The 25130-nt window shown below is 53.1% G+C and carries 21 protein-coding genes; 15 read left to right on the top strand and 6 right to left on the bottom strand.

Annotated features, from left to right (window positions below; genetic code table 11):
• Positions 1-6: 6 nt before the first annotated feature.
• Complete coding sequence (locus tag WH277_RS21410) at positions 7-1269, bottom strand: 4-aminobutyrate--2-oxoglutarate transaminase (protein WP_339506837.1); 1263 nt, start codon at positions 1267-1269, stop codon at positions 7-9.
• A gap of 107 nt (positions 1270-1376) precedes the next feature.
• Between WH277_RS21410 and pdxR the strand changes: the two genes are divergently transcribed.
• The 3 genes from pdxR to WH277_RS21395 are packed head-to-tail and all read left to right on the top strand — an operon-like array spanning position 1377 to position 4215.
• Positions 1377-2882: a MocR-like pyridoxine biosynthesis transcription factor PdxR gene (pdxR, locus tag WH277_RS21405; protein ID WP_133841383.1), complete on the top strand. Its 1506-nt coding sequence runs from the start codon at positions 1377-1379 to the stop codon at positions 2880-2882.
• Between the two features lie 45 nt (positions 2883-2927).
• Complete coding sequence (locus WH277_RS21400) at positions 2928-3152, top strand: hypothetical protein (RefSeq protein ID WP_167863555.1); 225 nt, start codon at positions 2928-2930, stop codon at positions 3150-3152.
• The gene (locus tag WH277_RS21395; RefSeq protein WP_159336280.1) at positions 3130-4215 is read left to right on the top strand and encodes an ABC transporter ATP-binding protein; all 1086 of its coding nucleotides are present in this window, start codon (positions 3130-3132) and stop codon (positions 4213-4215) included. Before WH277_RS21400 ends, WH277_RS21395 begins: the two co-directional genes overlap by 23 nt.
• A 65-nt stretch (positions 4216-4280) precedes the next feature.
• Here the strand turns inward: WH277_RS21395 and WH277_RS21390 are convergent, their stop codons facing one another.
• From WH277_RS21390 to ackA, 3 genes are all read right to left on the bottom strand, one after another.
• On the bottom strand, positions 4281-5264 hold the full coding sequence (locus WH277_RS21390; protein ID WP_259151665.1) for a lysozyme inhibitor LprI family protein: 984 nt from the start codon (positions 5262-5264) through the stop codon (positions 4281-4283).
• Between the two features lie 244 nt (positions 5265-5508).
• On the bottom strand, positions 5509-7653 hold the full coding sequence (gene pta, locus WH277_RS21385; RefSeq protein WP_133841385.1) for a phosphate acetyltransferase: 2145 nt from the start codon (positions 7651-7653) through the stop codon (positions 5509-5511).
• 193 nt (positions 7654-7846) lie between these two features.
• Entirely contained in the window at positions 7847-9049 is a 1203-nt protein-coding gene (gene ackA, locus WH277_RS21380; protein WP_133841386.1) for an acetate kinase, read from the bottom strand.
• 352 nt (positions 9050-9401) lie between these two features.
• Between ackA and yfbV the strand changes: the two genes are divergently transcribed.
• From yfbV to WH277_RS21335, 9 genes are all read left to right on the top strand, one after another.
• Entirely contained in the window at positions 9402-9854 is a 453-nt protein-coding gene (gene yfbV, locus WH277_RS21375) for a terminus macrodomain insulation protein YfbV (protein ID WP_133841387.1), read from the top strand.
• Between the two features lie 122 nt (positions 9855-9976).
• Complete coding sequence (locus WH277_RS21370) at positions 9977-10471, top strand: YfbU family protein (protein ID WP_133841388.1); 495 nt, start codon at positions 9977-9979, stop codon at positions 10469-10471.
• Positions 10472-10484: 13 nt separating this feature from the next.
• Positions 10485-11144, top strand: a complete 660-nt coding sequence (locus WH277_RS21365; RefSeq protein WP_133841389.1) for a sugar phosphatase — start codon at positions 10485-10487, stop codon at positions 11142-11144.
• A 257-nt stretch (positions 11145-11401) separates the two neighbouring features.
• Positions 11402-11902, top strand: coding sequence for an RNA polymerase sigma factor (locus WH277_RS21360; RefSeq protein ID WP_133841390.1), 501 nt, complete (start codon positions 11402-11404; stop codon positions 11900-11902).
• An 83-nt stretch (positions 11903-11985) separates the two neighbouring features.
• Entirely contained in the window at positions 11986-12954 is a 969-nt protein-coding gene (locus WH277_RS21355; protein ID WP_159336282.1) for a FecR family protein, read from the top strand.
• Positions 12955-13127: 173 nt separating this feature from the next.
• Positions 13128-15821 carry a TonB-dependent receptor gene (locus tag WH277_RS21350; RefSeq protein ID WP_339506829.1) on the top strand — a complete coding sequence of 898 codons (2694 nt, stop codon included), beginning with the start codon at positions 13128-13130 and terminating at the stop codon, positions 15819-15821.
• A gap of 172 nt (positions 15822-15993) precedes the next feature.
• Entirely contained in the window at positions 15994-16839 is an 846-nt protein-coding gene (locus WH277_RS21345) for an energy transducer TonB (RefSeq protein ID WP_339506827.1), read from the top strand.
• Positions 16840-17028: 189 nt separating this feature from the next.
• Complete coding sequence (locus WH277_RS21340) at positions 17029-17790, top strand: Slam-dependent surface lipoprotein (protein ID WP_133841394.1); 762 nt, start codon at positions 17029-17031, stop codon at positions 17788-17790.
• 82 nt (positions 17791-17872) lie between these two features.
• Complete coding sequence (locus WH277_RS21335) at positions 17873-19357, top strand: porin family protein (RefSeq protein WP_238336998.1); 1485 nt, start codon at positions 17873-17875, stop codon at positions 19355-19357.
• A gap of 73 nt (positions 19358-19430) precedes the next feature.
• Here WH277_RS21335 and yfbR read toward each other — a convergent pair whose 3' ends face one another.
• On the bottom strand, positions 19431-20027 hold the full coding sequence (yfbR, locus tag WH277_RS21330; protein WP_133841395.1) for a 5'-deoxynucleotidase: 597 nt from the start codon (positions 20025-20027) through the stop codon (positions 19431-19433).
• A gap of 60 nt (positions 20028-20087) precedes the next feature.
• Complete coding sequence (locus WH277_RS21325) at positions 20088-21305, bottom strand: pyridoxal phosphate-dependent aminotransferase (RefSeq protein ID WP_339506806.1); 1218 nt, start codon at positions 21303-21305, stop codon at positions 20088-20090.
• Between the two features lie 1032 nt (positions 21306-22337).
• Here WH277_RS21325 and lrhA point away from each other — a divergent pair.
• From lrhA to WH277_RS21310, 3 genes are all read left to right on the top strand, one after another.
• Complete coding sequence (gene lrhA, locus WH277_RS21320) at positions 22338-23264, top strand: transcriptional regulator LrhA (RefSeq protein WP_133841397.1); 927 nt, start codon at positions 22338-22340, stop codon at positions 23262-23264.
• Between the two features lie 668 nt (positions 23265-23932).
• Complete coding sequence (gene nuoA, locus WH277_RS21315; RefSeq protein WP_004158614.1) at positions 23933-24370, top strand: NADH-quinone oxidoreductase subunit NuoA; 438 nt, start codon at positions 23933-23935, stop codon at positions 24368-24370.
• 15 nt (positions 24371-24385) lie between these two features.
• Positions 24386-25060, top strand: a complete 675-nt coding sequence (locus WH277_RS21310) for a NuoB/complex I 20 kDa subunit family protein (protein ID WP_133841399.1) — start codon at positions 24386-24388, stop codon at positions 25058-25060.
• The last annotated feature ends 70 nt before the right edge of the window (positions 25061-25130 follow it).

Below are 25130 nucleotides of genomic sequence, written 5' to 3'. Positions count from 1 at the left end.
ATGCAGTCAGCCGCGTAAAAGTGATGTCAGCAGGCTAAGTGCCGTTTTGAATTGAGCGTCAGGAATAGTGAGGGGATAAAGGAAACGAATGACATTGCCGTGTACGCCGCAGGTCAGCAGGATTAATCCTTGCGCCAGCGCGCGTTGCTGGATATCACGGGCCATCGCCGCGGAAGGTTTTCCGGTGGCCGGGTCATTAAATTCAGCGGCCACCATTGAGCCGCGCGCGCGCACTTCAACCAGCGCCGGGTTTCCACTGGCATTCAGCGTTTCCACCAGTTCCGCGCCAAGGCGCAGGGCGCGGGCGCACAGATCTTCTTCTTTAATCACTTCCAGCACAGCCAGCGCACCGGCAACGGCCAGCGGGTTACCCGCATAGGTGCCCCCAAGGCCGCCGGGTTCAGGCGCGTCCATCAGTTCAGCGCGTCCAGATACCGCTGAAATGGGCAGTCCTCCCCCCAGGCTTTTCGCCATGGTCATCAGGTCAGGCTGCGCGTCAGGATAATATTCGCTGGCGAACAGTTTGCCTGTACGGGCAAAGCCCGTCTGGATTTCGTCGGCAATCATCACAATGCCGTGCTGGTCGCACAGCGCACGCAGTGCAGTAACAAATTCAGCCGGGGCGATGTTAAAGCCGCCTTCACCCTGAATCGGTTCATAGATAATGGCGGCAACCTGCTGCGGACTGATATCGCATTTGAACAGCGTTTCCAGGCTTTCCATCGCGTCCTCTACGCTGAAGCCGTGCAGGGCATTCGGGTAGCGGGCATGGAACACGGAGCCAGGGAAGGGACCAAAGCCGGTTTTGTACGGGGTGACTTTACCCGTCAGTCCCATGGTCATCAGCGTGCGCCCGTGGAAAGCACCGCTGAAAGCAATCACCCCCGGGCGTCCGGTGGCGGCGCGGGCAATCTTCACCGCATTTTCGACCGCTTCAGCACCGCTGGAGAAAAAGGTGGTTTTGCATGGCCCGGTCACAGGCACAAGTTCATTAAGCTGCTCGGCCAGAACAATGTAGTTTTCGTAGGGTATAACCTGGTACGCGGTGTGAGTGAAACAGTCCAGCTGGGCGCTGACGGCGGCCATCACTTTTGGGTGCCGGTGGCCGGTGTTCAGCACGGCAATCCCGGCGGTGAAGTCGATATACTCACGGCCCTGGTGATCCCACAGCGTGGCGTTCTCTGCTTTGGTGGCGAAGAAATCACACATCACCCCCACTCCACGTGGGGTGGCGTTCAGACGGCGCTGCTGTATTTCACTGTTGCTCATGGTGTAACCTCGTTATGAATTTTGAATACTCTCTGCTCTCCTTGCTTTTTAGCCTTTTCGGGGTTTTATAAACCAGAGCCAGTTTTTTTTATTTCAAGGAACCAATTTTGCGAACGTTACTCGGTGACCTGCTCGCGCATCGCCTGGCACTGGCGCCTGAGGGCGCGCTGGGCAAGCGTTTATACGATGTGTTGCAGTGCGCGATTCAGGATGGATCCATTGCCACGGGCAGTCGTTTGCCGGCCACGCGCGATCTGGCAAAAGATCTGTCCGTGTCGCGGAATACCGTGCTGGCGGCGTATGAGCAGTTGCAATCAGAGGGGTATCTGCAAACCCGTACCGGCAGCGGTACCTTCGTCAGCGATGCGTTGCCGGAAAGCGTGCCGGAAACCGAAGGCGTGCCGGTCAGTGCCGGGCGCCCGTTTAATTTCGTGCGCCTCTCCAGTCGGGGATCGCGTCTGCTGACGCGCAGCGGGGCCGGAGCGTATCAGTGGGGGGCGTTTATGCCCGGTGTGCCCGACGTCAGCCATATGCCGCACGATATCTGGCGCAAGATCCACCTGCGTCTGAGCCGCCGCATGCCGGTGGAGGCGCTGAGTTATTCCGGCCACGGCGGTTGCCTGCAACTGCAACAGGCGCTGGCTGACTATCTGCGGGTGATCCGTTCGCTGAACTGCACGCCAGACCAGATTCTGGTGACGGCCGGGACGCATCAGTCGCTGGATTTGCTGGCAAAAATGCTGTGCGATCCGGGGGACCGGGCGTGGGTGGAGGAGCCGGGTTACTGGGGCATCCGTAACGTCCTGGCCGTGAACGGCATTGAGTTGTTGCCAACGGCGGTGGATGACGAGGGGATGACGCTGCCTGATTTGAGCGGTGAAGCGCGTGCGCCGCGCCTGATTTGTGTGACGCCCTCACACCAGTATCCGCTGGGATCGGTAATGAGCCTGCAACGACGGCACCAGCTGCTGGCGCTGGCAAAAAACGCCGGAAGTTGGGTGGTGGAGGATGACTACGACGGTGAGTTTCGCTTTACCGACTCCCCGATCCCCGCCCTGCAAGGGCTGGCGCCGGATGCGCCGGTCATTTATCTCGGCACCTTCAGCAAAACCCTGTATCCCGGCCTGCGCCTGAGCTACATGGTGGTGCCCAAGCCGCTGGCGGCGCGGATGAAAATGGCCCATTCCGAGCTGTACCGTGGCGGCAACGGGCTGGTGCAGTTGACGCTGGCGGAGTTTATCCGCGAGGGGCATTACGCAGCCCATGTGCGCAAGATGCGCCAGCTGTACAGCCGACGTCGCGCTGAGCTGGTGCGGGTGATCCGCGAAAGTCTGGGAGATAAATTTATCGCTCAGCAGAGCAATGCCGGGCTGCATCTGATTCTGTCGCTGCCCGATAACATCGACGATGTGGCACTCAGCGCTGAGCTGGAGCAAAACGGTGTACTGACGCGTCCGCTGTCGGCTTACTACCTGCTGGGTACCGCGCGACGCGGGCTGCTGCTGGGATATGCCTGCGTCGACGAGCAACAGATGGCGGAGAAATTTGCCCCGATCCTCGCCTGTCTGTCACGGCGCATCACGCCGGGCGAATTGCCCTTTCATGGTGCATAGGGCGATGATTGCCTGATTCTGCTGTTTTTTTGTTGATGTGTTTTGGTGGTTTTTAAAAAAACAATAGAAAACAACAGCCTGAAAGCAATGCCTTCAGGCTTTTTTTTGATTTTTTGTCAGATTCTACTTGTCGAAGTGAAATTTGTTGTGGTAGAGCTAAAAAAGAGCCACCCAACAGATGCACCTCTTGTGAGTTATGCACAAAGCGTGCCTGGGACGTTTTTTGCCCGTTTGACGAGAGAATACTATGAGATCCCTGGTAAGTTTTAAGAACATCAAAAAGAGCTACGACGGCGAAAAGCTGGTGGTTCGTAATCTGAATCTTGACGTGCAGGAAGGGGAGTTTTTAACGCTGTTAGGGCCGTCTGGTTCTGGAAAAACGACCAGCCTGATGATGCTGGCCGGGTTCGAAACTCCGACCGATGGCGAGATTTTCCTGCGTGATAAACCCTTGCATACCTTGCCGCCGCACCAGCGTGATATTGGCATGGTTTTCCAGAATTATGCGTTATTCCCGCATATGACGGTGGCGGAAAACCTGGCGTTTCCGCTGTCGATCCGCCGCATGAGCAAGGTTGATATTAAAGAGCGTGTGGCACGCATTCTGGATATGATCAAACTCACCCCACTGGCCGATCGCTATCCGGCGCAGATGTCGGGGGGACAACAGCAAAGGGTGGCCCTGGCGCGTGCGCTGGTGTTTGAGCCAAAGCTAATCCTGATGGATGAGCCGCTGGGGGCGCTGGACAAACAGCTGCGTGAGCATATGCAGCTGGAAATTAAGCAGCTCCATGAGATGCTGGGTCTGACGATTGTTTATGTGACGCACGATCAAAGCGAAGCCATGACCATGTCTAACCGGGTTGCCGTATTTAACGACGGTATGATCCAGCAGATGGACAGCCCTGGCCAGCTTTACGAGCAGCCCGCCAATGCCTTTGTGGCGCAGTTTATTGGTGAAAATAACAGCCTGCTCGCCACGCAGGTCGCAGCACAGGGCGACTACTATCGCGTCAAGCTGGACGATGGTTATGAGCTGGATGCGCTGAAAGTGCGGCCAAGCTCACCGGGGAAAAAAATCCAGCTCAGTATTCGTCCGGAGCGTATTAACGTCAATGCCCCGGAACAGGGCGATCAGCAGGTGAGCGCGCGTATCCAGCAGTTTATCTATCTGGGCGATCATGTGCGCATGCTGACTGAGGTCGCGGGGCAGGGGAATTTTATGGTCAAGCTGTCGCCGGCCAAAATGGACAGCCGCTGGCAGCCGGGCACTGAGGTAAAACTCTCGTGGCAGCCTGAGCATCTGCGTGCGCTTGATGTGGTGATCCAGTAATTAGGGTGTCTTAGTCGGGGAAAAATGCCCTGCGTTCAGGATTATGATCGCAGGGCAGAATGTTTTTATCGCGCCTGTTCCAGTTCCACTATTCGTTTGTTGGTGAAGTCGAGTTGGCATTCAAACATATTTGTCATCTCAGCTTCGCTGCCTTTCATCGAAATTTTCCCGCAAATCGCTTCTTTATTTTTGATCCACTGTCGTTGCTGACTTAATAACGCTTTCTGTTTTTCACTTCCTAATCCGTGCCAGGCAGTACCCAGCTGTTTATCTGCATCCATAAAGCGATTTCTCACTTCATTTAATGAGACTGGAACGGCTCGCTGTGGCGCAGAAGGGGCTGTATTCACTTGCGCCGGCTGGGCAGGAACCGCAGCAGTAGTAGCGTTAGCATCGTCTGCTTTCGCACTCTGTAGGGCTATCTGCTGCTGTGCTGCCGCTTCAGCCTGTTGCTGAGCCAGGGCCTGCTGTGCAACCTGCGCCTGCTGCTGTTTAGCCTGTTCTATTTTTTGCTGCTCAAGTAAGGGCTTAACAATAGTGATTGTGGAAATAAACGCAGCACCGGAGGAAATACCATTGTTTCCTGCCGTTTCAATAAATACCGTCTTATTATCATCGGTTGGTTGCGCGGTATAATTAATGCGCGAAGAAAATACATTGGTACTGAGCGTCAGGCTGAGGCTTTCAAGGAATTTATCAATGTTTTTTCTATAGTTAACTCGATAAAACTCACTGAGATCCTGATATTGCTGGGGATCGATTTTAATACTGACCGTGGCAGAACAGGTCCGTAATGAACTGTTGGGATCTTTGCTGTTCGTCGTGATATCGGCGACGCTGAACTGCACTTTTTCTAATGCTGACCGTTTAATACCGTTGGTGACATCTTCAAACGACATGCTTTCCGGATTGATCTGCTCCATCGCTGACTTTTTCAGTACGTCAATCAACGTCTGGGTGCTTACCGGGGATGAACACTCCAGCTGATCTTTATCATTGCAGCCTGCGAGAAACGCTGAGAGAAGCAATAACGCAATTTTTTTGTTCATTTCTTATCCTTTGAAAATATGGCTGAACGTTGCCACTGCCGGGAGGCAAGGGAGCCAATGCGGTGGGACTACCACCCATGTTCCCTGGCCTTCTATAAATCGGCAGTTCTCCGGATTTCTTTATTTATCACAAATTTTTTTTACTGATTGCAGGAAGGAAACTATAAAAAAAGCGAACCCTGAATCGGGTTCGCCTTTTGATAGGCCGACAGAACGATCGTCGGCCCGGTCACTGCCTGTGGTGTTAGCCTTCAGCCTGTTTAGACTGAATCGCCGTCAGGGCGATGGTGTAAACGATATCGTCTACCAGCGCGCCGCGTGACAGGTCGTTGACCGGCTTACGCATCCCTTGCAGCATTGGCCCGATGGAGATCAGGTCAGCAGAGCGCTGTACGGCTTTGTACGTGGTGTTACCGGTGTTCAGGTCTGGGAAGATGAACACGGTAGCACGGCCTGCAACCGGTGAGTTTGGCGCTTTTGATTTGGCCACATCAGCCATGATCGCGGCGTCATACTGCAATGGACCATCGATCACCAGATCAGGACGTTTTTCCTGCGCGATGCGCGTGGCTTCGCGTACTTTCTCAACGTCGCTACCGGCACCTGAGGTTCCGGTGGAGTAGGAGATCATCGCCACGCGAGGTTCGATGCCAAACGCCAGTGCAGAGTCGGCGGACTGGATAGCGATCTCTGCCAGCTGCTCAGGGTTGGGATCCGGGTTGATCGCGCAGTCACCGTAAACCAGAACCTGCTCAGGCAGCAGCATGAAGAACACGGAGGAAACCAGTGAACTGTTCGGTGCGGTTTTGATCAGCTGTAATGGCGGACGAATGGTGTTCGCGGTGGTGTGAACAGCACCGGAAACCAGTCCGTCAACTTCACCGCGCTCCAGCATCATGGTGCCGAGCATCACGTTGTCTTCCAACTGCTCCTGCGCCACCACTTCGGTCATGCCTTTGCTCTTACGCAACTCAACCAGACGGGCAACGTAGTTTTCGCGTGCAACGACCGGGTCAACAATCTCAATACCTTTGCCCAGTTCAACGCCCTGAGCGGCCGCTACGCGCTGGATCTCTTCCGGGTTACCCAGCAGGATACAGGTGGCGATGCCGCGCTCAGCACAGATGGCTGCGGCTTTCACAGTACGTGGTTCGTCGCCTTCTGGCAGGACGATACGTTTATGCGCTTTGCGTGCCAGTTCGGTGAGCTGGTAGCGGAAGGCAGGTGGAGACAGACGACGGCTGCGCTCAGATTCAGCGGTCAGCGATTCGATCCAGTCTGCATCGATGTGGCTGGCCACATATTCCTGCACGCGTTCAATACGCTGGGTATCGTCGCTTGGGACTTCCAGGTTGAAGCTCTGCAGGCTGAGAGAGGTCTGCCAGGTATTGGTGTCGACCATAAAGACGGGCAGGCCAGTCTGGAAAGCACGCTCACACAGTTTCTGAATCGGCGCGTCGATGGCGTAACCGCCGGTCAACAGAATGGCACCAATTTCTACGCCGTTCATCGCGGCCAGGCAGGCGGCAACCAGCACGTCAGGACGGTCAGCAGAGGTCACCAGCAGTGAACCCGGACGGAAGTGCTCCAGCATGTGTGGCAGGCTGCGGGCGCAGAAGGTCACGGATTTCACGCGGCGAGTGGCGATGTCGCCCTCGTTGATCACACGTGCATTCAGGTGACGGCACATATCGATAGCGCGGGTGGCAATCAGCTCGAAGCTCCACGGCACGCAGCCCAGCACGGGCAGCGGGCTGTTAGCGAACAGCTGCTTAGGATCGATATTGGCCACGCTGGCTTTGTTTGAGTCGTCAAAGATTTCAGACAGGTCCGGGCGTGTACGGCCCTGTTCGTCAACCGGGGCATTCAACTTGTTGATAATAACGCCGGTAATGCTTTTGTTTTTGCTGCCACCGAAGCTGCTCTGCGTCAGTTCGATACGCTCTTTCAGCTGGGCCGCTGAGTCATTGCCCAGTGACATCACGAAGACAATTTCAGCATTCAGTGTTTTGGCGATTTCATAGTTCAGCGCATTGGCGAACTGATGTTTACGCGTTGGCACCAGGCCTTCTACCAGCACCACTTCGGCATCTTTGGTGTTTTCGTGATAGCGCGCAATGATCTCTTCCATCAACACATCTTGCTGGTTAGAGCCCAGCAGAGATTCAACGCGGCTCATTGCCAGCGGTTCAGCGGCAGGAATGCTGGAGTTTTTGCGGATGATGGTGGTGGTCTGGTCTGGGCTGTCGCCGCCTGCACGTGGCTGGGCGATCGGTTTAAAGACGCTGAGACGCACGCCTTTACGTTCCATAGCACGGATAACGCCCAGGCTGACGCTGGTCAGACCGACACTGGTACCGGTAGGGATGAGCATGATAGTACGGGACACGATAGATTCTCTCCTATAGCGTCATTTTTCACGCTACAGGTGTGTTGGCTGCCTTCGCTCACCCCAGTCAATTACTTGAGTAAGCTCCTGAGGATTCACTCAGTTGCCGCCTTCCTGTAACGCGAAATATGTAGCTATATAAAATGGTGTCTAAAACAACGCCGTCAGCCTGGGCTGACGGCTCGTTGCGAGATTATGCCGTCAGGCGGCTGGCGTCCTGCGCGATCACCAACTCTTCGTTGGTTGGGATGACAATCGCTGCACGCGTGCCTTCTTTGTTGATAAAGCCTGATTTGCCGAAGCGTGCGGCCAGGTTGCGCTCGTGGTCAACCTCGAAGCCCAGCAGCGCCAGCTTGCCCAGTGACAATTCACGAACCATCGCTGCATTTTCGCCGATCCCGCCGGTAAAGATAACCGCATCCAGGCGGCCGTCCATCAGTGCAGTGTAAGAACCGATGTATTTCGCCAGACGGTGGCAGAACACATCCATCGCGCGTTTGGCATCTTCTTTAGTGGCGTAGTTGTCTTCAACGTAACGGCAGTCGCTGGTGACTTCAGTCAGACCCAGCAGGCCAGACTCTTTGGTCAGCAGTTTGTTGATCGCATCCACGCTCATGCCCAGCGTGTCGTGCAGGAAGAAGATGATCGCCGGGTCGATGTCACCACTGCGGGTGCCCATCACCAGACCTTCCAGCGGAGTCAGACCCATTGAGGTGTCCACACATTCGCCGTTACGGATAGCCGAAACAGAGCCTCCGTTGCCCAGGTGGCAGGTGATCACGTTCAGTTCAGAAACAGGTTTGTTCAGGACTTTCGCCGCTTCCTGAGTTACATAGTAGTGACTGGTGCCGTGTGCGCCGTAACGACGAACACCGTGCTCTTTATAGAGTTTGTACGGCAGGGCGTAGAGATAAGACTCTTCAGGCATTGTCTGATGGAAAGCGGTGTCGAAAACAGCCACATTCTTATCTGAAAGGTGTGGGAAGTTTTTCAGTGCTTCATCAATACCGATCAGGTGCGCCGGGTTATGCAGCGGTGCAAAAGAAGAAGCATCTTTGATGCCCTGGATAACAGACGCATCGATAACCACAGACTGAGTTAACTTTTCGCCGCCATGTACGATGCGATGACCGATTGCAGCGATTTGTGCCGACAGTTCTGGTTTTTGTGCCAGAATAGTTTTAACCATGAAGTTCAGTGCTTCGCTGTGAGCTGCACCAGCACCCAGAGCCGCTTCTTGTTTAGCGCCATCCTGCTTCCATTTGATACGGGCTTCCGGAAGGTGGAAACATTCAGCTAAACCTGACAGGTATTCGTCGCCGTTTGCCGGATCGATGATGGCAAATTTCAGGGAAGAACTACCGCAGTTCAGAACCAGTACTAACTTACTCGACATGGAAGGTCCTATTTGTTTAAAGTGGCGAAAATAAAGTCAACAGTCTATCAGCGTAGTGCATGAAAGCTGGTACATTAATGATGAAGGTCAGGCTTTCGAAAAGTTTTGTCCGAAAGCAAATTTTTTGGAAATATTACGAGATTTTTTTAAATCTTGTCTGTTATTTTTATAAGTTGGTCGATTGTTGACCCGGATTGCTCGTTATCCACTGCCCGTACCCGATATGATGGGAATAAATCGCGCACAGGATAACCAGGGTCACTCGCAAAGACAAAATATTTTGAATCATGTTAGGTAAAGTTGGTGAGTTACAGTTTTTTTTTAATATTTATCTCTGAAGTTGAGGTCAGACATGGCGAATGAGTCCGGCAGTGTCGGTTGGTTTAAGCTGTTCCAGCATGGGCAGCACTATATGAAGACGTGGCCTGTCGATAAACGCCTTGCACCTATGTTTCCAGAAAACAGAGTGACGCGCGCCACGCGGTTTGCTATCCGCATTATGCCTCCCGTCGCTGTTTTCAGCCTGACCTGGCAAATTGCCCTCGGCGGGCAACTTGGCCCGGCCGTGGCCACCGCGCTCTTTGCCTGTAGCCTGCCAATGCAGGGGCTGTGGTGGCTGGGAAGACGTTCGGTCACGCCGTTGCCTCCTTCTTTGCTGGGCTGGTTCCACGATGTGCGTGAGAAACTGCAAGCCGCCGGCCAGGCGATGACCCCGGTTGAAGGCAAGCCCACGTATCAGTCACTGGCTGATGTTCTGAAACGGGCGTTCAAGCAGCTGGATAAAACGTTCCTTGATGACCTCTAAATGCAGGCGGGTTTTCCTCACTGAAGTGAAGGTAAACCCGCTTTGCGTCAAAGAAGCCTTTCCCCCCGCTATGCGATCCTTGTGCAACTTTCAGATTGCCCCCCGTGGCCGAGGAGCCCCAAATGGATATGACCCACGCACAGCGTTTAATTCTTTCCAATCAATACCAGTTAATGGCGATGCTCGATCCCGATAATGCGGCGCGTCATCGTCGCTATCAGACTATTGTCGAACGCGGTTACGGCCTGCAACTGCGCGAGCTGGATAATGAATTCAGCCAGCTGCCGGAAGCGGAATGCCGCACGCTGGTCGCGATGATGGAGATGTATCACGCGCTGCATGTTTCCTGGACTAATCTGAAAGAGCCTCAGGGGGTTGAAGCGCGTCGCCTGGTATTCCTGGGTTTTGATGCCGCCACAGAAGGGCGTTACCTCGGCTACGTGCGCTTTCTGGTGAATGTGGAAGGGCGTTACGGTCATTTTTCCGCGGGCAACCACGAGTTTAATGCTCAGGTGCCGATGTGGGAAAAGTATCAACGGATGCTGGCTGTGTGGCACAATTGTCCCCGACAGTACCATCTGAGTGCGAATGAGATCGCGCAAGTTATCAACGCCTGAGAAGGAAGATGCAGTGAAGTGTAAAGGTTTTCTGTTTGATCTGGATGGCACGTTAGTCGACTCACTTACGGTCGTTGAACGTGCCTGGAAAAACTGGGGTAAGCGCCACGGGATTGACCCGGACGAAGTGCTTGGTTTCATCCACGGTAAGCAGGCTATTACCTCACTGCGCCATTTTATGGCCGGGGCGTCAGCAGACGCCATTCAGCAGGAGTTTATCGCCCTGGAAAAAATGGAAGCCGAAGACACGGACGGGATTGTGGCGTTGCCGGGTGCGCTAGCGTTGCTGGCGCAGCTTGATGAAATGGACATCCCCTGGGCCATCGTGACCTCCGGTTCTGTGCCTGTGGCCAGCGCCCGTCATGCGGCGGCAGGGCTGCCAGCTCCTGCCGCGTTTGTTACCGCAGAACGTGTCGAGCGCGGTAAACCTGAACCTGATGCCTATTTACTGGGTGCACAGCTGCTGGACCTGGAGCCGGAAGAGTGTGTGGTGGTAGAAGATGCCGCAGCGGGCATTCTCTCCGGACTGAGCGCAGGCTGCCATGTGATTGCCGTGAACGTGCCCGTTGATGCACCCCGTCTGGAAGATGTGGATATGGTACTCACCTCGCTGGATGAGCTTATCATCCATAAAAATGCTGATGGCAGCGTTAATATTCACCGTAAACATTAATTCTTTTCAGCCCTGCTCTCGCGGGGCTTTTTATTTCCCCCTGGTTCCCCGTGGTAAAAAACACAACATAAATGTCACACCAATTTTAATGTTAATAAGAATCATTATCATTTTTATATTTTTTTCTATATTCTTACCTAAAACGAACAAATAGCGACCCGCGCAACCGCGTGCTGGTCCTCTCCAGGGTACTTTTTTATGGTGTGCATTAACGTTGCTTGTGCTCGCTTTAAACTTCCGGCTCCCGGGGTGGCGCTATGCTGAACCTCAAATTGCTCTTCCAGAAGCACGCGCACGAGATCCAGCAGTTTCTTCAGAAACGCGGGCACGGGCCTGATGTGGCCGCCGATCTGACCCAGGATACTTTCCTGCGCATCCTCAGTTCGGCACCGCAAAAGGATGATAACCCGCGTGCGTGGCTGCACCGGGTGGCACGTAACCTCTCGGTTGACCTCTATCGCCGCCAGCAGATTGTCACCATAGAAGAGATGCCGGAAGAGGACTTCTATGCCATTGCTGACCCGCTCTCCGGGCCGGAACGGACCTTTGGTGCGCGTCAGGATCTGCAAATACTGAACGATGCGCTGCATGAGCTGCCGTTACAAACTCAGCAGGCTTTCCGCCTGTATCGTTTAGGGGAGATGACGATTAACGAGGTGGCAGAGGAGCTGGATATTTCTATTTCCCACTGCTGGAAACTGATTCAACGCGCCTACCTTCATCTGCGCGTGAAATTGAACGATGCGCATAAGCAATGAACTAAAATAAGCAAACGCATCTCTTATCCATTACAGTATGAATGCTCTTTTTGCCGACGCGCCAGCGAACCGGATTTGCTCAGATGACTGGAAACATGTCGCAGGACGATAAACTGTTTGAAGAAGCCTTCGACCTGATCATCATGTTGCAGGCTGGCAAGGATACCCCGCAGGTGCGCGATCTGATTCAGGTCTGGCGCGCGCGTGGCCCTGCCCATGAAGCGGCCTGGCGCGAGGCGATGCATATTCACAGCCTGTCCGGCGATTTGCTGCATGTTTCCCCCTCCACCGTTGTGCCCCTTCCTTCCCGACCGGGATTATCCCGTCGTCGTTTTCTGCTGGGGGCAACTGCAGTTGCTGCTGCGGGGGCTCTGTTGGCAGTGGCGGGACCCCAACTGCTGCTTAACCTTCGTGCTGACAACGTGACGGCGACCGCAGAAGTGAAACATCTGCGGCTGGAGGACGGAACCGCTATCGCGCTGGGACCGGACAGTGCCGTTCGTTATCATTTTACCCCGCAGGAACGCCGTATTGAGCTGCTCTCCGGGATGGCGTGGATTGATGTTGCCGCTGACGACATGCGTACTTTTCGCGCGGTGGCGCGTGATATGCAGGTCAGTACTTTCGACAGTGCTTTCGATTTGAGCCAGGAGAGTTCGCTGCTGAATGTCAGCGTCGGGCGCGGCAGTGCTGAAGTGCTTATCGCGGGTAACAGTGACCCGGTCAGTCCGCAGCTGGGTGCCGGTGACTGGCTGACCCTGGATCTGCACAGCCAGTTGATCGAACATGGTCATCATTCTGCTGATGCCGCCGGTGCCTGGCAGGACGGTACGCTGGTGGTGGACGGCGAAACATTATCATCAGTGGTCGCACGCATTGCGCGCTGGCAGCCGGGCAAGGTGGTGATGGCCAGCAGCCGCCTTGGTCATCAGCGTATTAGCGGTGTCTATAATCTGAGTGACCCCTTGAGCGCCTTGCAGGCTGCGGTGCAGCCTCGTGGTGGCAAAGTGCATGAACTGAGTCCGTGGCTGACGGTAATCGCCACGATCTGACCGAAAAAGACCTTCCTCCCTGCGTTTTCATTCTCCCCCAAAATAGTTTTGTAAAAAAAACATCTTAATGAGAAAAATTGTCATTCCCATTCGTTGTATCTGACAGAGCGTGCTGGCTGTCACCTGCATCATCGGCCGCTTACAAAATAACAATATTTTTGCCGAGGGGATTTATGATTTCGTCAGTTGAAGTTCGCCTTGCACGTCGTGTCGGTACCCGACTGTTAAGCGCAACGCTTTTAGGTTCACTTTCGTTGCCGCTGGTGGTGCTGTCTCACAGTGCACACGCAGAAGCCGCACAGCAAATTTCATTCAGCATCCCGGCCGGTTCACTGTCCCGCGCGCTGGCCGCGTTTGGCCGCCAGTCCGGTATGCAGATCAGTTATCCACCAGAAATGGCGGCCGGGAAGACATCTCCGGGTATCTCCACCACCACCACGTCTGACGCCGCGTTGAACCGGTTGTTGCAGGGCAGTGGGCTACAGGCAAACTTCAGCGGCAACACGGTCACACTGAATACGGCTTCAGCATCCAATGCCGACGATGATGCCCTGATGCTGGGCACCATTACCGTGACCGCTAAAGCAGGTGGAACGCCAGCGGACGCACCCTATGAAAGTGCCGGTTCCAGAGCGTATCTCTCTGGCGAACAGGTGGAGCGTTTTCGCGGCACCTCGGTAGGCGACTTCCTCTCTGGTGTACCCGGTGTGCTGAATGGTGATGCCCGCAACTCAGGGGCGCTGGATGTGAACATACGTGGTATGCAGGGACAGGGACGAGCACCGGTTATTGTCGATGGATCCAGCCAGGAGACCAGCATTTATCAGGGATATAATGGATCGAACTCACGTACCTATATTGACCCGGATTTTATTGGTTCCGTCGAGATTGAAAAGGGTGCCAGCATGGGTGCCGATGCCACTGGTGCCATCGGTGGGGTGGTGCGCGTCAGTACCATCGGTGTACAGGATATTTTGCTGCCGGGCGAAAGTCTGGGGGTACGTATTAAGGGCGGCTTTAACAGCAACAGTGGTCATGTTCCTGCGGAAGGTACCCGTGCGGGCATGAAAAAATCGTTCGGCTATGCTGGCGATAGTCCGACTTATGACCAGATGTATTATAAGAATGACACCCGGCGTCCGGGGTTACTGGAGGCAACGGGCGGTTCCGGCAGTATTGCGGTGGCAGGGACGAGCGACTATTTTGACGGTGTAGCTGCCTATGCCCGGCGCTACAACGGTAACTACTACGCGGGTAAGCACGGTGGCGGCCAGCCCCGGGTGACGACCAAAGTGGATCTCTATGGTAATAACACCTTAGTCAACGGCGGCATTGGACCTTACCGTGGCGGTGAGCAGGTGCTGAATACCTCGCTGGATAACGAATCCTGGCTGCTGAAAGGCAAGCTGAAGATGGTGAATAACCAGACGCTGGAACTGGGATATTCAAAATACATCAGTGACTACGGCTATCAGCTGGGATCGACGTATTTTATCACCCCCTCTTTCTATCAGGGCAGGCTGAGTAATATCACGCTAGATACCTGGACTGCGCGTTATCAGTGGCAGCCCGATGATACCGATCTGATTAACCTCAAAGTGAACACGTTTTACAATCAGGTGGATAACCGTGCTAATGCCACCAGCTACAATGAAACGCTGGGCACTCTGACCTCTACCGCTATGCTGGTCGGTGCGGATCGCTGGGGTGCCACCGCATCGAATACCTCACTGTTCACCACGCCTGTCGGGGATGTCAGCGTTGAGCTGGGCGGAGGTTATACACGTGAAGATGTTGGCACACCGAGGGGTGTTACATTTGTCGATGATCTTTCGGTGGTCATGCCACAACCGCGCGAGGGTAATCGCCGCGAGAGTAATGCCTTTACCACACTGGAATGGAAACCGCAGGAATGGCTGACACTGAACGGCCATGTGCGCTATCAGCACTATAAAACCCTGGATGAGGCGCCAACCCTGGAAACACCGTATGAGCGTACCGATAAAGGCTGGTCACGGATTATCAGTGCAACGGTTGAGCCGTTTGAAGGTGTGAAACCTTATGTGAAGTACAGCAATGTCATGCGCAACCCCAGTATCTTTGAGTCACTGACCAGCCCGTCATTTGGCGTGCCGGTGGCGGATAACGCCGTGAAACCGGAACAGGCACGCAGCTATGAGGCCGGAATTAACATTCTGCGCGATGGCGTACTGATGAAAGAAGACAAACTGCGCCTGCATGCGGCGTATTTTGATAACCAGGTTGATAATTACATTACCCGTTCCAATGTCCCGATGGAGACGCCGTGGTTCACCTGGTATGCGCTGGGACGCATTAACCTGAAGTCAGCTGAGATGCGCGGTTTTGAAGTTTCCGCTGAGTATGACACCGGCAAAGTGTTCGGCAGTGTGGGCTGGAACCACTATACCCATGTGATGTTCTGCGCGGTACCGGGCAGTATTAATCCTGAATATACCGAGTGTGCAGCCGGGGGGATTTACAACAGCTTCGCGCTTCAACAGGTACCGCCGAAAGATACGGTGACGGTGAATCTGGGAAGCCGTTTCCTCGATGACAAGCTGACCGTGGGTTCACGTGTTAACTGGATCGGCAGCCGCTACACCGAGGGAATTGGTGATGGCAGTGAGAAAACCACACAGTCACTGGGTGTCGGCTCAATTCAGCCTTCTCGCTGGCGTCCGTATGCGCTGGTTGACCTGTACGCCAGTTATAAGCTGAACAGGAATACGACGTTTGATTTGACCGTTGATAACCTGACCGACCGTTATTATGTCGAGGCGATGAGTATCTCACCGCAGGCCGGTCCAGGCAGGACACTGCGCGGTAGTGTGACGATGAAGTTCTGATAGCCTTTTGCGGGCGGGGGAAACCCCGCCCGTTTTCTTTTTTTCATTTAAATCAAAAAACGTTGTCTTCACTGATAAAAAAAAGCCGCGCCGTTCGTTTTATTAGTAAGAAGCAAGATGCCAGGCAATCAACCCGAGAGGGTTGAAAGAATAAAAAAAGGTTGGGGGTGGTATGCAAGGCGTACTCGGGCCGGAAAGTCAGCAAGATTCTCCGCTGTGGTTAACGGGTGGTCTGCTGGCGCTGGCACTACATGGCGGTCTGGCAGTCTGGTGGATGTGGACGCCACCGCCGGTTGCTGCTGACGATGCCCCTCCCGCAGCCATTATGATTGAAATCGCCGATACGGCGCAGGCTGTACAGACGCAGCAGAACAATATCACCACGGAAAAGGTGGATGCCCAGGCCAGTCAGGCGCAGAACAAAGAAGAAGCGCAGAGCGATGGCGCAGCGGCACCCGCGCAAGCAGAGCCGCAGCCATCATTGAAGGACCCAGAAAAACCGCTGCCTGTCGTGGAAAAAACGGTGATGACCCAGTCAGCCGCCCGGGCATCGAAAAGTAAAAAAGATGAACAACGCAAGGCGCAGCAGAAAAGGCAGCGTCAGCAAAAACAGCAACAAGAGCAGCAACGCGAGCAAGCTGCATCAGCCCAGAGCGTTCAGGCACAGGTACAGGCGCAGCAGGCATTACGTAACGCCGCCCGCCAGACCGTCGCCAGCAACGCGCTGTCACCCCAACAGAGGGCGACCTGGATGAGCAAAGTGATGGCCCATCTGGAGAAGCGCAAACGCTATCCTCAGGCGGCACAGGATCGCGGACAGCAGGGGGTGGCGACCGTCGAATTTACCCTTGATGGTCAGGGAAATGTACAGACGGTAGCACTCAGAAAGGGCGTGGGTTTTAGTGCACTGGATAATGAAGTGTTGTCTCTGTTACGCCGTGCTTCACCGGTACCGGCACCGCCAGATGGTGAACCGAAACGACTTACCGCACAGATTCAGTTCTTCCCGCGTTCGTAGCGCGTGAGGAAGTTACCAGGGGGATATTCCGCTTTTTCCGGGGTAATTACGCCCTTATATGTAAATACAAATACATATCATTGTGATTTGTATTTAATTTTTTTTGACCGGAGCCGCTGGTGTAACACGTAAGGGCGGCTCTAAATTTGCAGTTAACCGTTGTAAATCATCTTTTTAAGGAGAGTTCCAATGTTTGCAAAGAATAAAGTGGTTCTGGCTTTGGCAATTTTGGCGACAACAGGTGTGGCACAGGCAGCGGTCATTGTCGGGGGCACCAGTGCCAGCAGTAACCTGCTTATTGGTCAGGCTGGAACGACGACGCCTGCTGTTGCAGGGGCGGGAGTGAGCGGGCAGTTAAACAGTGCCATCACGGCTTTCAGCCATTTCACGTTACCGATGTTCAAAAACAGTGGGAACGATGGCTACAAATTCTCCGGTAAACAACTGACGGCTATCGGCGTTCCTGGTCATGGTGGCCTGGGGGTCTGGTCATTTGCCAAGGTGGGAACCCAGGATGTGTGGTTCGGTGAGTGGGATGCAGAAGGGACGGCTGTCGGTAGCAAAGTTAATGGCACTCATACCGCATTTTACGTAGGGAACAATGGGAATGTTGCCACCACGCTGCCAACCACTGGTCCAGTGACCTATGCGGTGAAATCCATCAACCGTGGCACCTCTGCGACAGCAGCCCTGCCATCCAGTACGCTGACTGCTAACTTCAGCACCAAAACGGCCAGCTCTACCGGTGATATTGCCTTCACCGGCGGCACCATTACCACTTCTGCTTCCGATGTGAAACTGGCGGCAAGCAACGTAGCGGTAACCAGCGTTAGCGGTACCGGTGGTGCTCTGAATGGTCAGTTCTACGGTACCGGCGCTTCTGCTGTAGCCGGTCTGGTGAAATTCTCAGACCGTAATAAAGATACTGCCTTTGGTGGTACTAAAAACTAATCTACCGGCAGCCTGAGGGTTGCTCCTCAGCAGGGATCCTTTATCGGATCCCTGCTTTTTTTATTCGGGGAACGTTATGCGGATGAGCAGGCTGATGGGTATCCGTGCCTTACGAATCGCTATACCCTTTTTTTGTACGCTCTCAGTCGCTCATGCTCAGGAGCGTGAAGATACTCGCCGCATGCTTGAGATGAACGTGCAGCGCCAGGCGGCAGACCGCGAACGCGATCTGTTGCAGAGTGAAACCACCGCCCCGGCGGGCAGTACAATTACGATTGATGGACAAACCTGGCAGGTAGAGCACAGCTCCCCGGCCGTGGGGCAGGCGCTCTATCTGTCGCTGCAATCGCAGCAGTGGCCGGAAGCGCAACGTTTTCTCAATGACTATCTGACCTTTGCCGACCGTGACCCGCTGCTGGTGCACTACGCACAGGGATTGCTGGCGCGCAAAAGGGGTGATTTTTCGCAGTCTGTTGCTGAATTTACCGCACTGCTGAACAGGCAGCCCGGTTTCCTGCCAGCCCGGCTTGAGCTGGCCCGCACGCTGTTTGAAGATGGTCAGGAGCGCGAGGCGGAGAATACCTTCACCGAGACGCTGGAGAGTATTGATGCCAGCGACCCAAAAACGGCGGGCGTCCGCAAGTCGATTGGCCTGTTCCGTGATGCACTGGAACAACGTCAGGCCTGGACCGGGGCTTTCGCTTTTGGTCCCGAATGGACGGATAACGTTAACCGGACCTCTGCCAGCCAGACCTGCCTGCTGTCGATCAGTGGTCAGTGTTATTACGAGCGCACCTTGCCGAAGGCGATCAGTACCACTGGCATCAGCTTTGACGCCAGCGTGCAGCGGCGTATTCCCATCTGGCAGCATCATGGCTTGTATATTCGTTCACAGCTGTTTGGTACTCAGTACCGCACCCACGGCGACTACAACGAAACGACCTTCAGTACTCAGGCGGGTTACAGCTATCGCAAGGGACGCCATCAGATTGCTGTTGCACCCACGTTTGAGTATTACGATCTGGGTAATGACGCCTTTTACGGTGCCTGGGGTGCGCACGCAGAGTGGAGCTATCTGGCGGGCAGCGCCTCGTTGCTGAAAATTGAGAGCGACTATAAAGCGATGCGCTTTCGGCAGCAGCTGTATGCGCAAAATTTTGATGGCGGGCAAACCTCAACTTACGCCACCTTGTATCGTGAGGTTGGGGCAGGGGTGACGTTGTTTGGCGGTATCGATTTTGTCGACAGTACGGCGGAAGATAAGGTCAATGCCTATCAGCAGAAGGGCGTTCGTCTGGGCGCTTCTGTTGAGTTACCTGCCGGGTTCCAGGCGACCGTATTTAGCGCGTATCGGCAGCGTGATTACGGCATGTACAGTCCGCTTCTTGAGATGCGTCGTCGCGACAAAGAGCAGAATTATACGCTGGTGCTGAAGGCGGTTGACTGGAAGGTCGCGGGGTTTGTTCCACTGCTGACCGTGCGGCATAACAAGGTGAAGAGTAACGTCGACTGGTTGTACAGCTATGATCGTAATGACGTGAGTCTGAAACTGGAGTATGCGTTTTGACCGCCGGGTCAGGCATGCCTGACCCCTGGGAAATATCCGTGCAGCTGGGCGTGGCATGCCGCGCCCGGGAGGATTACAACGAGTCCTGGCTGATTTCGTCCAGCGACAGGCTGAAGCTCGGCACGAAGACTTCGACGAAATAGTCCATTTCCGGGCTGTGGCGCTGCGTCAGCGTCTTCTCAAGCCGCGCTTTTGCCAGCAGAAACTCATTATTACCCGCTGATAATTCTTCCAGGCATTTCAGATAGGCACAGAGAGCATCAGCCTGCTTGACGATGGCCGTCTCCGCTTCGCTGTGCTGATGTTCATCAATCAGCGGTGCATAGGCGGAACGCAGCTCTTCCGGCAGCATTTCAATCAGCTTTTGCTGGGCAATCTTCTCTATCTTTTTGTACTCATGGGCAATCTGCGCGTTGTAATACTTCACCGGTGTGGGCAGATCGCCGGTCAGCACTTCGCTGGCATCGTGATAAATCGCCATCATTGCGATACGTTCAGCGTTGAGATTGCCATTAAATTTCTTATTTTTGATCAGGGCCAGAGCATGGGCGACCATTGCCACCTGTAAGCTGTGCTCCGAGACATTTTCGGTACGCACATTACGCATCAGCGGCCAGCGGTTGATCAGTTTCAGGCGGGAGAGGTGGGCAAAAAAGTGGCTTTGAGTCATGGTCATTTTCCCTTACGTCAAAATGCGAAGAGCGGCCTTAGCCGCTCTTTGGGGGGAACATTACAGCTGGCGATAGCCGCTGAGGAAGCGACCAAACTTGTTAATCGCCATATCCAGCTCATCCACGCGCGGCAGGGTGACGATACGAACGTGATCCGGCCACGGCCAGTTAAACGCAGTACCCTGCACCAGCAGCACTTTTTCTTGTAGCAGGAAGTCGAGCACCATTTTCTGGTCATCGTGGATGTTGAACTTCTTACTGTCGATTTTCGGGAACATATACAGCGCGCCATCCGGCTTCACGCAGCTGACTCCCGGGATTTCATTGATCAACTCCCAGGCACGGTTGCGCTGTTCATACAGACGGCCGCCAGGCTGGATAAATTCGCTAATACTCTGATATCCCCCCAGCGCCGTCTGAATCGCATGTTGCGCAGGGACGTTGGCGCACAGGCGCATTGAGGCCAGCATTTCCAGCCCTTCGATATAGCCTTTCGCATGTTTCTTCGGTCCGTTCAGCACCATCCAGCCCTGACGGAAGCCCGCCACACGGTAGGTTTTTGACAGACCGTTAAAGGTAATGGTCAACAGATCCGGTGCCAGGGCGGCAATAGAGTGATGCTGTGCGGCGTCATAAAGAATTTTGTCGTAGATCTCGTCGGCAAAAATAATCAGGTTATGCTGACGCGCCAGTTCGACCACTTCCAACAGCAGTTCTTTGCTGTAGACGGCACCGGTCGGGTTGTTCGGGTTAATAATCACAATGCCGCGAGTACGCGGTGTAATTTTGCTGCGGATATCATCCAGGTCCGGGAACCATCCTGCAGACTCATCACACAGGTAGTGAACCGCTTTGCCGCCAGAGAGCGATACGGCCGCCGTCCACAACGGATAATCCGGCGCGGGCACCAGCATTTCGTCGCCGCTGTTCAGCAGCGCCTGCATGGATTGCACAATCAGTTCAGACACACCGTTACCGATATAGATGTCTTCTACTGTCATATCACGCACGCCGCGCGCCTGATAATGCTGCATGATCGCTTTACGGGCGGAATAGAGGCCTTTTGAGTCGCAATAACCCTGTGCGCTTGGCAGGTTACGGATGACATCGACCAGAATTTCATCCGGGGCTTCAAAACCGAACGGGGCAGGGTTACCGATGTTCAGCTTGAGGACTTTATTTCCTTCTTCTTCGAGGCGCTTGGCTTCTTTTAATACCGGGCCGCGAATGTCGTAACACACATTATACAGTTTGCTGGATTTATCAATTGGGGTCATCTCTGTCGCCTTGACTGGCAGAAGGGCATTCCTGCCGTGGAAAACTAAACATTGCACAATGTACTCTTCTCCTGGTTCCTTTTGAAGGGTGGCAACAGGCTTTGGTGTGTTAAAGGATGTTTTTTCATTCAGATGGCAGGCGTGCACACTGGATCGCTGTTTTATGACATTTCATGCTGTTATCTGAGTGTAATCCGATGTGAACAACTATTCAGATGTTTTAAAATCTCAGCGTATTGTCCTATCCGTCATACTTTTTCAACGTGATTATTAAATTATTTAGTAAATATTGATGTACTGATGATACATGAAACAGTCAAGTCACGCTTATTTGTCGGTATGTTTTTTGTACAAAGGGGGCTTTGCGTGAAGATTGACCATTGAGGGCTGATCCGCATGCTGCCTCGACCGAGTGTGATAATCGTGCTGTGGGAATAATAAAGTTTGTAGTGTCAGGGCCTGTGCTGCGGGCTGTTGCCAATAAAATCTTACTTTAGTGATAAGAATAATCAGTTTTGGGCTTAAAAAGTAAACGACAGTATGTCAGGATAACCTTCAGGAGACTTTGCACCGGGTGTGCAGGTTCTTCCGGTAATAAAAAAAAGATTTTTATTACCCTAAACAATAAGTACTGCTTAACATTTTTCGCTGTTTCTACAGCGTGTTGGTAACTTAATTTTCAAGGGTTGTTTTAGACTAACGACACCGCAACTCGTCTCTTTTTGAGTTTTGTCGGCGTTACTTAACTATAACGACGCGGCTTCCTGCAACTTATGGGTTAGTGCAGCGTGCATTAGTGATGTATCAGACGGAAGAACCTTTTCTCTGCGATCTTGCCATTCACCATTGGTCAAAATTACCAGAGTAAAAACTACTTATTCGTCTGCCAATGAAAGTAATGCATCGGGTAATTTTTTTTATTGCTAAACACTGTAGCCATTATGCAATTGTTATCATTTTATCCCATTGATAAAAAAGGTAATAACACCAGGGTAGCTGTTTGTAAAAAACTTATAAAGTGAAGAAAAAAACATGACTAGTGCAAATCGTCCAATACTTAATCTTGACCTCGATCTGCTGAGAACCTTCGTTGCTGTTGCTGATTTGAACACCTTTGCTGCCGCTGCAGCAGCGGTGTGCAGAACGCAGTCAGCCGTAAGCCAGCAGATGCAGCGTCTGGAACAATTGGTAGGCAAAGAGCTGTTTGCCAGGCATGGACGCAACAAGTTATTAACGGAACATGGTATTCAGTTACTGGGCTACGCCAGAAAAATCCTGCGCTTCAACGATGAAGCCTGTACTTCTCTGATGTACAGCAACATTCAGGGCGTACTGACCATCGGCGCATCTGATGATACTTCTGATACCATTTTACCGTTTCTGCTCAACCGCGTGACATCGGTTTACCCGAAACTGGCTATCGATGTCCGTGTGAAACGCAATCCCTTCATGATGGAAATGTTAAACCAGGGTGAAGTTGATCTGGTGGTGACGACCTCCAGCCCGATGAACTTCGCCTGGCAGGTTCTGCGTACGTCTCCAACATTGTGGTACTGTGCCGCGGACTACATCTTCCAGCGTGGAGAAGCCATTCCTTTGGTTCTGCTGGATGAGCCAAGCCCATACCGTGACATGGCCATTGACCATCTTAACGAAGCGGGCATTCCGTGGCGTATCTCGTACGTTGCCTCAACACTTGCTGCGGTCCGTGCTGCGGTGAAAGCGGGCCTGGGTGTCACAGCTCGTCCGGTTGAGATGATGAGCCCGGAATTACGCGTAATGGGGGCTGCTGAAGGGCTGCCAATGTTGCCAGACACCGAGTATTTGCTGTGCCGTAACCCGGACAGCGATAACGAACTGGCGCTGGCAATCTTCAACGCAATGGAGTCCGGCAATGATCCCTATCGCCTGACCCCTGCAGCGCCAGACAGCGCAGCTTTTGCCGATGAAGAAGAATAACCAGTAAACGCAAACGATTACTTTTATCATTAAACATTGATGAATTTAAGTTTTACTGAGTAAAAAAGGCCTTTCAGCGTATTTTTAATCTGAAAGGCCTTTTTTTTACCTTTTAGTCGAGTGAAACCCTTCTTTTTTTGACGTCAATTAACACTGCGGTGTCAAAAATTCACCTATTCGTTGAACGACGATTTTTTTCCTCTTTCTGAGTCATCTGGTCCGATCAGTTAATTGATTCGGCAGTAAAAAAACCGACCGTTTTTATCACTAAAAACACCAAACTGTGTTCTGGATCAAAAAAATAACCCCATTAAGGGGCAGGAAAAGAGGACGAATCCTGCCAAAATAGGCCTTGTTAAATACACGATCCAAACAAGGTTTTAACCGCTACACTTTGATCACATGATGTCACTGACTCGATTTAGCCCATTTTTTGAGCATCATGTGTTAAATAAATGTTGTGAGTGTAAAATAATGTGCGGATAGTTTTGTCAAAGTTGACAAAAGGTCAGTTAAAGGAGTAAAAAACCACATAAAATTACTGCCTAATCGCTAAAGACGGTAAAATTTATAAGGTTTTTCATTCTTCCCTTGAATCGATGTGGTGTGTTAACTGCCAAATAATAGAGCAGGACGCAAAACGCCACTTTTGGTGAGTAAGCAAGAGTATGTCAACAACCACAGAAGTCGTCGCCCATCACTGGGCATTCGCTGTTTTCCTGATCGTCTCGATTGGTCTCTGCTGCCTGATGTTGGCCGGAGCATGGTTTTTGGGCGGAAAAGCCCGTGGAAGGCATACAAATACACCTTTTGAATCCGGTATCGCCTCTGTAGGCACCGCAAAACTGCGTCTGTCTGCCAAGTTCTACCTGGTTGCCATGTTCTTCGTCATCTTCGACGTTGAAGCCCTCTATCTCTACGCATGGTCGACGGCTATTCGCGAAAGCGGATGGGTCGGCTTTGTCGAAGCCGCCATTTTCATTTTGGTTCTGCTTGCTGGTCTGTTTTATCTGGTTCGCATTGGCGCACTGGATTGGGCTCCTGCCCGTCGTCAGTTTGACGTCAAACCTACCACCATCTCGCACGCCAACCGTCACAAGCAGTAACAGCGAGGCATTAACATGGACTATACGCTCACCCGCATAGACCCGAACGGTGAGAATGACCGTTACCCACTGCAAAAACAGGAGATCGTGACCGATCCCCTGGAAAAGCACGTTCATCAAAACGTCTACATGGGCAAGCTGGAACATGCCATGCACGACATGGTGAACTGGGGTCGCAAGAACTCCCTTTGGCCGTTTAACTTCGGTCTTTCCTGTTGCTATGTCGAAATGACCACGTCGTTTACGTCGGTGCATGACGTTGCGCGCTTTGGTTCTGAAGTTATCCGTGCTTCGCCGCGCCAGGCAGACTTTATGGTGGTTGCAGGAACCTGCTTCACCAAGATGGCTCCGGTTGTTCAGCGCCTGTATGACCAGATGCTGGAACCGAAATGGGTGATCTCAATGGGTGCCTGTGCCAACTCCGGTGGCATGTACGACATCTATTCCGTAGTACAGGGCGTGGATAAATTCCTGCCAGTTGACGTGTATATTCCAGGCTGCCCACCGCGCCCTGAAGCGTATATGCAGGCGCTGCTGCTGCTGCAGGAGTCCATCGGAAAAGAACGTCGCCCGCTGTCGTGGGTGGTCAGCGATCAGGGCGTTTATCGCGCCAATATGCAATCTGAGCGCGACAGGAAAAACGCCGAGCGTATCGCAGTCACTAATCTGCGTACCCCTGACGAAATTTAAGACAGCAGTTTATGGATGTGGTCATGAAAAGCGCAATAAAAACACAATGTCATCGCGCTGACCCACCTGA

The sequence above is a fragment of the Erwinia sp. MYb416 genome (assembly GCF_037479575.1).
GTDB classification, from domain to species: Bacteria; Pseudomonadota; Gammaproteobacteria; order Enterobacterales; family Enterobacteriaceae; genus Erwinia; species Erwinia rhapontici.
This window is presented reverse-complemented; position numbering and strand designations above follow the sequence as displayed.

What these genes read in the sequence shown, in the direction of transcription:
- WH277_RS21410 (WP_339506837.1), bottom strand. Translation starts at nt 1,269, where the DNA reads ATGAGCAACAGTGAAATACAGCAGCGCCGTCTGAACGCCACCCCACGT.
- WH277_RS21395 (WP_159336280.1), top strand. Translation starts at nt 3,130, where the DNA reads ATGAGATCCCTGGTAAGTTTTAAGAACATCAAAAAGAGCTACGACGGC.
- WH277_RS21390 (WP_259151665.1), bottom strand. Translation starts at nt 5,264, where the DNA reads ATGAACAAAAAAATTGCGTTATTGCTTCTCTCAGCGTTTCTCGCAGGC.
- ackA (WP_133841386.1), bottom strand. Translation starts at nt 9,049, where the DNA reads ATGTCGAGTAAGTTAGTACTGGTTCTGAACTGCGGTAGTTCTTCCCTG.
- yfbV (WP_133841387.1), top strand. Translation starts at nt 9,402, where the DNA reads ATGGCGAATGAGTCCGGCAGTGTCGGTTGGTTTAAGCTGTTCCAGCAT.
- WH277_RS21370 (WP_133841388.1), top strand. Translation starts at nt 9,977, where the DNA reads ATGGATATGACCCACGCACAGCGTTTAATTCTTTCCAATCAATACCAG.
- WH277_RS21360 (WP_133841390.1), top strand. Translation starts at nt 11,402, where the DNA reads ATGCTGAACCTCAAATTGCTCTTCCAGAAGCACGCGCACGAGATCCAG.
- WH277_RS21355 (WP_159336282.1), top strand. Translation starts at nt 11,986, where the DNA reads ATGACTGGAAACATGTCGCAGGACGATAAACTGTTTGAAGAAGCCTTC.
- WH277_RS21350 (WP_339506829.1), top strand. Translation starts at nt 13,128, where the DNA reads ATGATTTCGTCAGTTGAAGTTCGCCTTGCACGTCGTGTCGGTACCCGA.
- WH277_RS21345 (WP_339506827.1), top strand. Translation starts at nt 15,994, where the DNA reads ATGCAAGGCGTACTCGGGCCGGAAAGTCAGCAAGATTCTCCGCTGTGG.
- WH277_RS21340 (WP_133841394.1), top strand. Translation starts at nt 17,029, where the DNA reads ATGTTTGCAAAGAATAAAGTGGTTCTGGCTTTGGCAATTTTGGCGACA.
- WH277_RS21335 (WP_238336998.1), top strand. Translation starts at nt 17,873, where the DNA reads ATGAGCAGGCTGATGGGTATCCGTGCCTTACGAATCGCTATACCCTTT.
- yfbR (WP_133841395.1), bottom strand. Translation starts at nt 20,027, where the DNA reads ATGACTCAAAGCCACTTTTTTGCCCACCTCTCCCGCCTGAAACTGATC.
- WH277_RS21325 (WP_339506806.1), bottom strand. Translation starts at nt 21,305, where the DNA reads ATGACCCCAATTGATAAATCCAGCAAACTGTATAATGTGTGTTACGAC.
- lrhA (WP_133841397.1), top strand. Translation starts at nt 22,338, where the DNA reads ATGACTAGTGCAAATCGTCCAATACTTAATCTTGACCTCGATCTGCTG.
- nuoA (WP_004158614.1), top strand. Translation starts at nt 23,933, where the DNA reads ATGTCAACAACCACAGAAGTCGTCGCCCATCACTGGGCATTCGCTGTT.
- WH277_RS21310 (WP_133841399.1), top strand. Translation starts at nt 24,386, where the DNA reads ATGGACTATACGCTCACCCGCATAGACCCGAACGGTGAGAATGACCGT.